The sequence below is a fragment of the Stieleria tagensis genome (assembly GCF_024129865.1).
Classification (GTDB): domain Bacteria; phylum Planctomycetota; class Planctomycetia; order Pirellulales; family Pirellulaceae; genus Stieleria; species Stieleria tagensis.
The window spans coordinates 108,954-121,649 of record NZ_JAMYFE010000048.1; the positions used below are offsets into that span (position 1 = coordinate 108,954).

The 12,696-nt window shown below is 57.4% G+C and carries 8 protein-coding genes; 5 read left to right on the top strand and 3 right to left on the bottom strand.

The features are described 5' to 3' along the window. Window positions 1-38: 38 nt before the first annotated feature. Together NHH03_RS11965 and NHH03_RS11970 are read left to right on the top strand one after the other, a co-directional pair. The gene (locus NHH03_RS11965) at window positions 39-3,620 is read left to right on the top strand and encodes a Calx-beta domain-containing protein (protein ID WP_253156322.1); all 3,582 of its coding nucleotides are present in this window, start codon (window positions 39-41) and stop codon (window positions 3,618-3,620) included. Between the two features lie 11 nt (window positions 3,621-3,631). Beyond that, on the top strand, window positions 3,632-4,399 hold the full coding sequence (locus NHH03_RS11970) for a sulfite exporter TauE/SafE family protein (protein ID WP_253156325.1): 768 nt from the start codon (window positions 3,632-3,634) through the stop codon (window positions 4,397-4,399). 280 nt (window positions 4,400-4,679) lie between these two features. On the opposite strand, the gene NHH03_RS11975 is transcribed toward NHH03_RS11970, so the two are convergent. After that, a complete protein-coding gene (locus NHH03_RS11975; protein WP_253156326.1) occupies window positions 4,680-5,570 on the bottom strand; it encodes a helix-turn-helix transcriptional regulator in 891 nt (296 codons plus the stop codon). 150 nt (window positions 5,571-5,720) lie between these two features. On the opposite strand from NHH03_RS11975, the gene NHH03_RS11980 reads away from it, so the two are divergent. After that, complete coding sequence (locus NHH03_RS11980) at window positions 5,721-6,644, top strand: aldo/keto reductase (RefSeq protein WP_253156328.1); 924 nt, start codon at window positions 5,721-5,723, stop codon at window positions 6,642-6,644. A gap of 56 nt (window positions 6,645-6,700) precedes the next feature. Continuing rightward, window positions 6,701-7,975: a tagaturonate epimerase family protein gene (locus NHH03_RS11985; RefSeq protein ID WP_253156330.1), complete on the top strand. Its 1,275-nt coding sequence runs from the start codon at window positions 6,701-6,703 to the stop codon at window positions 7,973-7,975. Window positions 7,976-8,068: 93 nt separating this feature from the next. Here the strand turns inward: NHH03_RS11985 and NHH03_RS11990 are convergent, their stop codons facing one another. Together NHH03_RS11990 and NHH03_RS11995 are read right to left on the bottom strand one after the other, a co-directional pair. Beyond that, a complete protein-coding gene (locus NHH03_RS11990) occupies window positions 8,069-9,256 on the bottom strand; it encodes a glycosyltransferase (protein ID WP_253156332.1) in 1,188 nt (395 codons plus the stop codon). A gap of 4 nt (window positions 9,257-9,260) precedes the next feature. After that, window positions 9,261-10,508 carry an endonuclease/exonuclease/phosphatase family protein gene (locus tag NHH03_RS11995; RefSeq protein ID WP_253156334.1) on the bottom strand — a complete coding sequence of 416 codons (1,248 nt, stop codon included), beginning with the start codon at window positions 10,506-10,508 and terminating at the stop codon, window positions 9,261-9,263. A gap of 63 nt (window positions 10,509-10,571) precedes the next feature. Between NHH03_RS11995 and treZ the strand changes: the two genes are divergently transcribed. After that, window positions 10,572-12,407, top strand: a complete 1,836-nt coding sequence (gene treZ / locus NHH03_RS12000; protein WP_253156336.1) for a malto-oligosyltrehalose trehalohydrolase — start codon at window positions 10,572-10,574, stop codon at window positions 12,405-12,407. Window positions 12,408-12,696: the final 289 nt, after the last annotated feature.

A 12,696-nucleotide genomic window follows, 5' to 3' on the forward strand; every position in this document is an offset into this window, starting at 1 on the left:
GCCGCCACATTGGAAAACTTCTCAGTAGGCTGAAAGGCATGAGACTCTCTGCACTGACACATCGGGCTGGAAATCGTTCGCTGATTCGGCGGAGCTTTCAAGTGCTCGAATCAAGGCGTTTACTGGCCGCCCAAGTGACGCTGCCACTGCCCTTGGCGGGAACACTGCCTTCGGCGGAACATCTGCCCTCGGCGGACTTCGAGTCCGATCCGCGGTTGATCGGTATGTTTCTCGGCCCCCTGATGCCCGGTCGGCCGATTCCTCCCATTCAAGCGATCACCGCGCTCGATGGCGCTGGCGTCGACGTCGGCGATGAATTTCCGGTCGCTGACGATGATGACAATTCCGATCAGCAACCGCTGCAGACGTCTCCGTTTTCACTCGATCAAACGTTCTTACTGAATAGTCGTCCCGATTCGAACTTCACGATCTATTTAGACTTCGACGGCCACACCACCGTCGGCACGTCGTGGAACAGTGGTTACGGGATGGCCGAGATCGAGCATCCCAATTACTGGGGCGGCAGCGGACCGATCACGTCGAACTCGCAATTGGAATTGATCCAAAAGATCTGGCAGGTGGTCGCCGAAGACTTTGCGCCCTTTGACGTCAACGTCACGACCGCGGAACCGCGCGATCTAGATGACCTGCGATACGGCGGCAGCCAAGACACACGCTGGGGAACGCGAGCGGTGATGACCAAGGATACGTTTGCCGATTGTGGTTGTGGTGGTCACGCCTATCTGGGCGCCTTTGATGATCCGCAAGACGAGCCCGCATTGATCTACAACGGCGGTCTGGGCGCAGGCAGCGAAACGGTCAGCCATGAAGTCGGCCACCAACTGGGGCTCCATCATGACGGTTTCGGATCGAAAACGTATTACAGCGGGCACGGCAGCGGCGCCACCGGCTGGGGACCGATCATGGGATCCCCGTTTAGCAAACAGATCACCCAATGGAACAACGGGGACTATTTCAATGCCACTAATTCCGACGACGATGATTTAGCGATCATCACTCGCAGCGTCAATTTTCCTTACGTGCCGGACGATCACGCCGATGACCGATTGTCAGCCACGGCACTGAAGGAATCTGACACCATCGATGTCAGCGCGCTGGGCATCATTGAAAACAATGACGACGTCGACTGGTTTCGGTTCTCGACGGCCGCCGGCAGCGTGTCGTTGTACGTGGATGCCCTTGATTACAAACCCAATCTAGACGTTTGGGCGGGGCTGTACGATTCAACCGGTGCGTTTGTTGCAGAATCGAACCCCGCGGACGATCCCAGCGCGGCGTTTGACAACATCACACTCGACGCCGGTGACTACTTTCTGAAGATCGACGGCGTGGCTCGTGACGTTGTCTACGATTCGGCGCTCGATGCAGTGGTCGAACCGGACCCCACACCCTATTCCCTGGCGTCCCCGCAAGGCTACAGCGACTATGGCAGTTTGGGACAGTATCTGGTCCATGGCACAGTGGTTGATCAAGGTCTACCCACGGTCTGGATCACCGCGGATTCCGATTCCGTGATCGAAGGCGACGACGCATCGTTCACTCTGACCTCCAGCGATGGTGGTGACGTGGATGTCACCGTCGCGATTCGACCGACGCGCCAACCCGCCCCCGGCAGCCCCGCGCCGGATTCCACTGAACCGGACGACTTTGCCGCACCGCTGACTCAAATCGTCTCCATCCTCGGCGGTACCGCCACCGTTTCAATCCCAACCGTGGTCGATTCCCGAGTGGAAAATCGTGAGCGTTTTGAAGTCGAGATCATTGACGCTGGTGGACATCAGATCGCCAACCGAACCGCGGCCATGGAAATCGACGAGTCCGAAACGGCCTATCTGATTGTGGCCGCGTCAGCCAGCACGCCCGAGGGCGATCTGGCCGATGGCGCTCGACAGACCTTTACCGTCTCTCGACGCGGTCGTGCTGACATCGCTCAAACAATCGAATGGCAGCGCATCGCGACCGGAAACTCACCCGCCGATGAAACCGATTTTGTCTCGCCGGCCAGCGGGACGCTCGTGTTTGCCGCCGGTGAAACCACACAGACGCTGACGATCGACATTACCGGCGATCTGGCAATCGAACCCGATGAAACCTATCGGATTGAATTGTCAGTTCCATCCGGTCAGGCGTTTCAGATCGATCCGGCACGTGGGGCGGCGGAGGGCCGGATTCTCAATGACGAATCGATCGTGACGCTCGGTTCATCGGCACAGTTTCGATTGCGACAGGTCGATTTCGATCAAGGTGACTTGGATCATTGGGCCGTGGACGATTTCCACATCAGCGGCACCGTCATCGACGACGATTTTGATCCCGATTTGGACCCCACGAATTGGGCCGCCGTGGAAAACGCGGAAACCAACAGCCTGTTTCCGCAAACCGACGGCAAGGCGCTGTTTTTCAACGGCCCCGCAACGCCACGGGCTGTGACAACCATCCCCGTTTCGCCCGCACCGGGTTCGACCGCTGAATTCTCGATCCTATTCGCCGACCAGGACACTGACGATCTCAACGCGACGGAGTCCGGCGAAGACGTCGTCTTGGAATACTCCTTTGACGGCCAGCGGTGGACCGAAATCCAGCGATTCGACGAATCAGAATACGTCGATTGGACCGACATCGTGGTCCAGCTGCCAGCGGAATCTACGTTTGCCCCCACGGCCTTTCCCGAAGGCAACGGCGGCGGCAGCAACGTCCAAACGATCTCCATCCCCCGCGTCGGGTTCATCGACAAATCAATCACGGTCGACTGGACGATCACACCGACCGGATCACAAACAGTCGATGAAATGGATTTTGTCGGCGGGTTGCCATCAGGATCGCTGGTCATCCCAGCCGGCCAGTCGATGGCGGCGGTCGAATTGCCGCTCCTCGCTGACAGCACGATCGAGCCCGACGAGACGTTCCTGTTGACGGTCACGGCCAATAGCGGTGGCCCCATCATGAACGCTACATTGACCGGCGTCCTGGTCAATGATGATTTTGATGAACCAGAATTGGTCGTCCAGCAAGTCGTGGTCAACGGGGACCAGTCCTCGCGCAGCCAAGTCACTTCGCTGACCGTGCGTTTCAACCATGCGGTCGATCCTGACACGCTTGCCGACGCCTTCGAAATACGCAACCTGACCACCGGCCAGTCGCTGTCGTCGGTGATCGCTGCTGTTGCGGATCCGTATCAACCGACGGATGTTTGGTTGAGTTTCGCCAGTGGTGGATCCGTCATCGATCGTCTCGGCAGCGGCGGGGCTGCCAACTCGTTGGCCGATGGCAATTACGAACTGCGAGTGGTTGCCGGCACGGTCACGATGCTTGGTCCCGGCGCCGCGGCGTTGACCGACGATTATTGGTTTGGCAGCGACGGGTCCGCGGTCGTTGCCGCCGACGCATTCTTCCGATTCTTTGGTGACACCGATGGTGATCGAGACGTTGATGGGCAAGACTATGCCCGGTTCGGCCAAAGTTTCTTGCAAGACCCGGGCACGTCCGGATTCGATTCCGATCTCGATTTCATCGGCGACGGTGACGTCGATGGACAGGACTATGGGTACTTTAGCAAACGATTCTTACGGTCACTCGTATCGTCATTTCCATCTAGTTAAGTGTCAGCCGTATGTGGGACGGATTCTATTATTTGATGTTGATTGTCGCCGGGTTCATTGCCGGTATCGTCAACACGATCGCCGGCGGGGGGTCTTTTCTGACTCTGCCGGCACTGATGATGTTCGGATTGGATCCAAAAGTCGCAAATGGCACCAACCGTATCGCGGTGCTGTGTTCAAGCGGCGCGGCAGTGGCAACGTTCAACAACGCCGGGCACCTGGATCGCAGTCGGGCCAATCGTTTGACCGTGCCCACGTTATTAGGCGTGCCGGTCGGAGTGCTATTGGCCGTCTACCTGCCATCGGGTGCTTTCGAGCCCGTGTTTGGTGCGATCTTCATCGCCATGGCAGTCGTGTTGATGATGAACCCCAAACGCATCACCGAATCGAAACGCTCTGACAGTGATTCACAGCGATCGATGTTCCCGGTTTTTTTCGCGATCGGAATTTACGTCGGTTTTATCCAAGCCGGGTTTGGGATTTTGTTGTTGATAGCGATGAGTCTGACAGGCGGCGGCGATTTGCTGGGCGCCAACGCGATCAAAAATTGGATCGGCTTTTTGGTGACCCTGATTGCGGCCCTGTTTTTTGCCTTCTATGACCTGATCCAATGGCTGCCGGGATTAACAATGGCGATCGGAAATTTGATGGGCGGATTCGTCGGCGCAAAACTGGCGATCAAAAAAGGCAACAAATTGATCTTTGGTTTTCTGGTGGTCGTGATGATTGCGACCGGACTGAAATTGGTCGGCACCAGTCTGTATCGCTGGATCGGTTAGCGTTCTCCCGGCCCATCCCACACCCGCGGTTTCAAGCCCGCGCTTTTGCGTGAGGGATTTGTTTTTGGTAACCCGACGCGTCAGCGAGGGATCCCGTTAACACCCTAAATCCCTCGCTGACGCGTCGGGTTACCGTAAAAGAGCCCCTTCAAAACTGACGCGTCGGGTTGCGCAACTCTTCGTTGTTTATTAATGGATCGGCAAATGGTCACTTCGATCTCGTCACTCTCTCGTGAGGCACGCAAGTGACTCGCAACAGCCCCACTCCAAACGTTTCGAATCAGCTTCCGTGCGACCGCAATTGCTTTGGCGGAATGCCATAGACCCGTTTAAAGGCGCGGGAGAATTGAAACGCATCGGCAAATTTCAATCGCTTGGCGACGTCTTTGACCAGCAAGCCTTCGTTCATCAGCAGTCCTGCCGCGTCGTTCATTTTTCGCCGCAGCAAAAATTGGTAGGCGCCGCAGTCGCCAAACCGATTGAACAACCGTGACAGATACACCGCGGTCACATCACATTGCTCGGCAACTTCAGCGATGCTGTGCAACTGCAGGTAATGCTGTTCGATGTGTCGCCGAATCCGTTGGTAGGTCGCATAGGACTGCGGAAGATCACTTTGTGGTGGCAAAGCGAGTTGTTTGATTTTTAACAGTGTGACCTCGGCCAATGCTTCACAAATCGAGTGCACCACCGCACCGTCCTCGACAGATTCTCGCATCATCATATCGAACAGATCGGTCAATTGATGCAGGGCGCCAACGGACAGCGGTTGGTAATCACCCGCCGCGTTGATCAGACCGGATTCTCGCAGCAGTTTGGAGCCGCATGTGCCGACGAAATCCAGGTAGTATTTGCGCATCGGATCGTCGGCGTTGTTGCGAATCAGGTGGACCGTGCCGGGCCCGTAGGCGAACACCGAACCGGCCGACAAGGCGTGTTGCTGGCCGTGGATGATCAACGTGCCCCGGCCCTCAGCCACCAACTCGAGCGCAAAAAAAGGAAAGTCCTCGCGCTCGACCACATAATCCGGACGCATCCGTTCGACACCCCCACAAACCACCTCCAGTCGCGAGTTTGAATCCGGATTCAGGTTCAAAAAGAACCGCTGTGCTTCGCTAACCTGATGGGAAACGAATGCGGGAAGCGGGGTGGAAGGTTTGGAATCGCTCATTTGAATAGGTTAATTTTAGACATGCAAAAGTCAACTCCGGCTATTGGTTTGCCCACCGGTCTGGGGCACAATGGCCTCCGCTGACATTGCTCCTGCCCAACAACCCAACGAGCCCCGACCGTGGAAAAACGACCGCTAGGAAGAACCGGAATGGAATTGACGAAGCTCTCCTTCGGAGCTTCCTCGCTGGGACAAGAATTTCGCAACGTGGATTTGAACGAAGCGTTGCAAAGCGTCCGAGTGGCACTCGACAGCGGCATGAACTTCATCGACACCGCCGCCTACTACGGTCGTGGGATGAGCGAAATGCTGTTGGGCAAAGTGTTGCCCGGAATCGCCCGCGACAGCTACTACATCGGGACCAAGTTAGGACGATTTGCGCCTCAGCACTTTGATTTCAGCCCCCGCCGAGTCTCCGAGAGCATCGATATTTCGCTGGAACGGATGAAGCTGGATTACCTTGATATCGCGCTGTTGCATGACATCGAATTTGTCGACGTCGACAAGGTGATCGAGGAAACGATCCCGGCGCTGCGAAAGGAGGTGGACAAAGGCAAGGTGCGATTCATCGGTGTCAGTGGGTACCCGATGAAAATCTTTAAAGAGGTGATGGAGAAATCTGAGATCGACGTGTTGCTGACCTACAACCATTACACGTTGCAAAACGACATGGCGACACAACTGGTTCCGATTTGCAAAGAGAAAGGCGTCGGGTTGATGAATGGGGCTCCGTTTGCCGCTCGACTTCTAACCAACGCCGAGCTTCCGGAATGGCACAAATCGATTCCGCCGGTCCGCGAAGCCGCTCGCAAAGCCGCCGAGCATTGTCAGCAGAACGGAGTCGATATCGCTCAGCTGGCATTGCAATTCACGATCGCCAACACGGACTTTGCGACCTGTGTGACCGGTTCGGCTAATCCCAGTCGCGTCGCCCAGTGGGTTCAGTGGTCAGAACAACCGATCGACCAGCAATTGCTGGCCGACGTGCAACAGATCTTGAAACCCGTTCACAACTGGTTCCACATCGAAGGTCGTCCGGAAAATAACGATCAGCCGATCGTTGACCTGAGCTAGTTTCCAGAACATTTCTTCCCTCCCAATTCTCTCCATTGAAACAAGAACCTTTTGCGATGAACAAACCATCAAAGTGTGTGACCCTGGGACTGGCCCCTAGTTTTGGATTCGGCGACCGAATCGGACTGGCAACCCCTGGCCACGTCGAAGCGATGAAGCGATCCGGTAACGGCATCCAGCCGATCTTTCCCCAACAATCCATTCGCGAGATGACGCGGACGCAGCGGACTCCGCAGCAAGTCATTGACGATGCCTACAACGGTGCCCGTGACGCCGGTTGGGACGGCTTGATCGGTGCCGACGCCGACCACCTGAAAACACCTCAAGACGTCGATGTCACCGCTGCCGTCGGATTCACTTTCTTTACGATCGATCCGTCCGATGATGTCGATCAAAAAGCGGATGACTATGACGAAGCCACACTTCGCGACAAGTTTTCGGGAGCGAAACAGGCAGCACCTTGGTACGACAGCTATCTGGGGAAATCGATTGACCTGCCCAGCGGATCCAAAATTGATCTCAGCGAAGAAGCATGCATGCGGGCTGCGGTCAAATACGGTCCAGCCATCAGCCGCGCGCTGAAACTGGGTGACTACATTCGCAGCGTGCACGAATCCAAAGGCCTGGATTATGAAATCGAGCTTTCGGTCGACGAAACCGATCAGCCGACCACGCTGGCCGAGCACTACATCATCGCCGATCAGTGCTTAAAAGGCGGCATGAAACTGGTCAGCTTGGCACCTCGCTTCATCGGCGAATTGGAAAAAGGTGTCGATTACAAAGGCGACGTCGACGCACTGGAAGCTTCGCTGAACGATCACGCGGCGATTTCAGAACTGTTGGGGCCGTACAAGTTGAGTCTGCATAGTGGATCGGACAAATTGTCAATGTATGCCGCACTGGCTCGGGCCACCAAAGGGCGTTTCCATGTCAAAACCGCCGGCACCAGTTATTTGGAAGCGCTGCGAGTCGTAGCGCGGCATGATGAAGCGTTGTTTCGCCGCATCGTACAGTTCGGCCGCGAGCGTTATGACGTCGACAAGGCGACCTATCACGTCTCAGCCACCAACGCTGCCGTGCCATCGGATGAGGGTATGGATGCCGGCCAACTGGAAAAGATTTATCTGGAATGTTGGGCCGACGTGCCGCAAGGTGCCGGATTCACCGAACCCGGACGCCAGATCCTGCACTGCACCTTCGGGTCGACGCTGACCGATCCCGAACTCGGACCAGCCGTTCGCGATGTCCTGGAATCCCACCCAGACACTTACACCGAAGTTCTAGCGGACCACTTCAGCCGCCACCTGCAAGCCCTTGCCGCAGGCATGTAACCCAGCATCCGACGGGTTTCCCTGTCTTTGGCCAGGCGACTAGCTTTAATGCAGAGCGACTCACGGTGGAGAGGATCCTGATCTCGCTCACCATCACGCATTTAAAACCCCTTTCCCCTTTTTGGGGTCCAGTAGGTCTTCGATCTGTTGCACCACGTGGGGCACGTTGTGTTCGGATTGGATGAGCCGTTGGGCTGCTTCGGTGTGGGCGATGGATCGGTCGGGATGGTTGGCGAACTCTAGTATTGCGGCGGCCAACGAGGGGGGGCTGGCGACGTCGGCCCAAAAGGCGGTCGGCTGATCACGCTGCAGTTCCACCGCACCGCCGGCGCGGGTGGCGATGACTGGCGTTCCCAATGCCATGGCTTCTAGCATCACATTGGGCAGGCCTTCGAAACGCGACGGCAACACCAGCGCGCCGGCCGCTGCGATCTCTGCCGCAGCATCTTTTTGCGCACCTAAGAACGTGACTCGATCGCTCAACCCGAGCGCGCTCACTTGGGATGCCAAGTCACCACGCAGTGGGCCGTCACCGATCAACCGCAAACGGACTTGTCCGACCGACGCCGGCCAGTCGTTTACGGCGATCGCCAGCGCATCGATTAAATCCGCTTGCCCTTTCTCGGGTGTCATGCGGCCGACACAGACCAGTTGCGACCGATGATCGGCGTGATCGGCGTGATCCGTGCGCCGTGTGGCGTGGTGGCCGGACAAGCCATCGAAGTCGACGGGGTTGTGAATCACCACGATGCTCTGGGGCGGCAATCGATAATAGGATTCAGCCGAGCGCGCCGCTTGCCGGCTGACTGCGATCACCACGTCGGCCGAGCGATAGGCCGCAGCCAGACGCCGCCGCTTCAGGGCCACGAAGCGTGATTCCACCAACGGCACAGCCAAGTGCGGAGGACTGACGATGGTTGCAACGCGGCGAACACCACCAGCGGCTTTGCCGGCGATCATCGTCATGTGAAAGGTGCGGTCGTAGATCACGTCGATTCGCTGTTGTTGGATCACCTGCCGCAGAAATTCGGTTTGTCGACGCAATTGTCGGCCGGGCAGGTAGATGCCGCCCGGGTCAGCACAACTGTCGAAGCTATGGATCGGCACGTCGGCGGGGACTTGGTCTAGGAAATCGCCTGCCGCTTCGGTCAGATACAGATGCGGTTGGAAACGATTGCGGTCGAGATGGCGCGCCAGCAGCAATACCTGGCGTTCGCTGCCGCCGCCACGCATCGAGCTGACCATCAATAACACGCGTCGAGGCGATGATTGTGCGGGCATCACGCTACTGGACCTCGATCCAAACTATGCGGTGATCGGTCGCTTTGATCCAATCGCTGGTGGGATCCTGCTCGGCGGGCCAGAACACACCGCTGTCAACCACGTTGATTCCGCGGCTGGGGATCACAAAATCCACCCGCATCAATCCGTTGCGTCCAAAGTCGGCGGTCTTGCTGCGCAGCTCGCCACGGCCGTGGTGCCGCAGGGTGCGGCCGAGTGCGGCAGCGGCGGGGCACATCGGTTGCACATCGCGGACGCGGTGGTGGACGAGCAGTTTGCGGATGGCTTGCTGCAGTCCGCTCCCATCGATCGGATCGGCATTCAAATCGCCAGCGATGACAAAATCGGCATCCAAGTTCAAGCCGCCTGGTGTGCCATCGTCATCGACCAACCAATCCTGTTCGGCGGCGTCGCCGTCAAGGTAGTGGTTCCAAAATTCGACTTCGTCATGGTTCCGCGCCCCGTTGCGGTCTTCGGGGCCATCGAAGACCGGCGGTGTCGGATGGCTGGCTAGTAAATGCAACGTCCGGGCACCGATTTGAATCGGAACGTCGACGTGGTTTTTGCTACTCAGCCGTAGCACCGACCAGGTCGCATCGTCGTAATAAGGCACCGACGTGGTGGGATGGGTCGGCCGCAGGGCGCCAGGCATCTTGCTCCATCGCAATTGCTGAAAGGTGCGAATCTGATCGGTTTGGATCGGGAATCGGCTGAATACCGTCATCGCATATTGGCCTGGATAGACGCCGTATCCCCAAGTGTCGCTGGCCGAGCCGGTCTGGCCGTCATGATTCAAGTCGAATTTGGAATCGATGCCGGTGTTGCTGGGGGCGCTAAACCAATAGGGGTACTCGATCGGTGGCAAATCGACGACGGAGGCCGGGTCAGTGGCGGACTGTGGCGCGGACTGTGACACGGCAAAGTAGTTTTCCGCCAGCAAGCGTGCCGGTGCGGAATCCGGTTCGTAGTCCAATTCGTTGATCAGCAGCACATCGGGGCGAATCGTTTGCACGATGCTGGCGATCCGTTGGGCTTGCCTGTCCTGCGGATCGGACAGCCGCTGGCGGATTTGTCCGGCCGCTTTGCCATACAGCGACGCGTTCAGTGTGGCGACACGAAACGATTTCAAACTGTTTTTCTCACCGAGGGTGGTTTCATCACCGAACGCTAGATCGTTCAACACTGGGTCGGTCGACATTGGGCCGATCGACATCATCAGCACGATTCCGATGATCCAGATTCTTTCATACATTGCGTGTTCGTCCTGCGAAAGGATCGACAATTCGACCACAAACTTACGGCATCGTATCACGTCATGGCATCGGAACCGAACCGGACTGAACCAAACAACCTGTCAAACTTGGCCGAGACACCGGCCCGCCAGTGGCATCATTTCGTCGGTGCCCACTGCAGCGGCAGCAACCAGACAACGTTTGTGGTTTGGGCACCGCTGGCGAAACAAGTGACGGTGGACATCGTCGATGGCCCGACCGGCGTACCGATGAAACCACAGGCCGGCGGCTATCACCGGGCGGTGATCGACGGTGTCGCTGCCGGGGCGTGCTATTTTTATTGTGTCGATGGAGGACCACAACGTCCGGACCCCGCGTCACGATTTCAGCCGCAGGGTGTGCACGGCCCCAGCCAAGTGATCGATTCAGAATTTGACTGGACCGACCAGCAATGGCCGGGGCCGGATGCCAAGCAATTGATCGTCTATGAATTGCACCTGGGCACGTTCACCCAGGCCGGTACCTATGCCGCTGCAATCGAGCGGCTGAGTGAACTGGTGGAGTTGGGCGTCACGGCAATCGAATTGATGCCGGTTGCCGCAGCAGCCGGTCGCTGGAACTGGGGGTACGACGGGGTCGCCATGTTCGCACCGCTGGATGCCTATGGCACACCCGCTGACTTTCGACGCTTTGTCGATGCGGCGCATGCTGCCGGTTTGGCTGTTTTCTTAGACGTGGTCTACAACCACCTGGGGCCCGAAGGCAACTACCTGCACGACTTTGGTCCCTACCTGTCGGACAAACACAACACGGTGTGGGGCGACGCCCCAAATTTCGACGATCCAGAACACGGTGATGCGGTCCGCCGATTCTTCATTGCCAATGCGGTCTATTGGTTGGACGAATTTCATTTGGATGGGTTGCGGGTGGATGCGATTCACTGCATGGCCGACGATCGCGAACCGCATGTGGCCGCAGAAATCAGCGCGGCGGTCCAGCAGTGGTCGGAAAGTGTTTCACGAAACGTGATGTTGATCGCCGAATCCAACGTCTACGATCCCGAAATGAATGTTCCGCTTGATCAGGGTGGCATCGGATTTGATGCGATGTGGTGTGATGATTTCCTGCACAGCACGTTTTCGGTGTTCCGCCCCGGCGAACAACTTTGTCACCGTTCCTATCAACCAAAGACAGACCTGGCGCACACACTGCGTCACGGGTATGTCTATGAAGGCACGTTGCGACAGGATCGCAATCGGACGACTCCCAAGTCACCGGTCGACACAAACGGATTGGTCTATTCGATCCAAAACCATGACTTCATCGGCAATCATCCACTGGGAGTCCGGCTGCACCAATTGACGTCGCACGACGCCCATCGCGCTGCCGCGGCGCTGTTGATGTTGTCGCCGGCGATACCGATGTTGTTCATGGGAGAAGAATTTGCGTGTGAAAAGCCGTTCCGATTCTTCGTCGACTTTGCCGACCCGAACTTGCGCGAAGCGGTGGTCCAGGGACGGCGTCGCGAGTATCCCCAGCACGACTGGGATAGCGGTGTATTGCCAACTGATCCCAAAGCGTTTACCTCCGCCAAGATTGGTCCGATCGAAGCTGGGAACCTGCAGACCTGGCAGTGGTACCGAGCGTTGATTGCACTGCGCAAGACCTATCGCGGCAGCGGCCTGCTGGATGGCAGCAAGCTGCGTACGGAAACGGATCTATCAAGCGGGCTGTACATCCTGCGGTACAGCAACGACGGGCAAAGATTGACTGTCGCGGTACGTTTGTCCGCAGCCACCGAGCCGGCAGAGGCAATCGAGTATGAAACGCAGGGCACGGTGTTGCTCGATTCACGTGAGCCCACGGAAGCATCCGCCGGAACGCTGCTGGCCAATCACGCGATCGTGACTTTGCAGTGAGTGGTTGTTCTCGGAGCCGGTTGATCCGGCAACCGGGCACGCAGAGCCCAGCGACAGTGGTTTGAAGCCAGCGTTTTTGCGTGAGGCGATGGTTTTTGGTAACCCGAAGCGTCAGCGAGGGATCCCGTTGACACCCTAAATCCCTCGCGCACGCGTTTTGAAGTTGCGCTATACAGTCACTTCACCTCAAATGACTCAGCAAATTGCCGCTTCGATCTCTGTACTCTCCCGCCAGGAAGTCGTGCAGCTTCGCGTGCCACCCATTGGGAGAGTCGCATGCACTCAATCC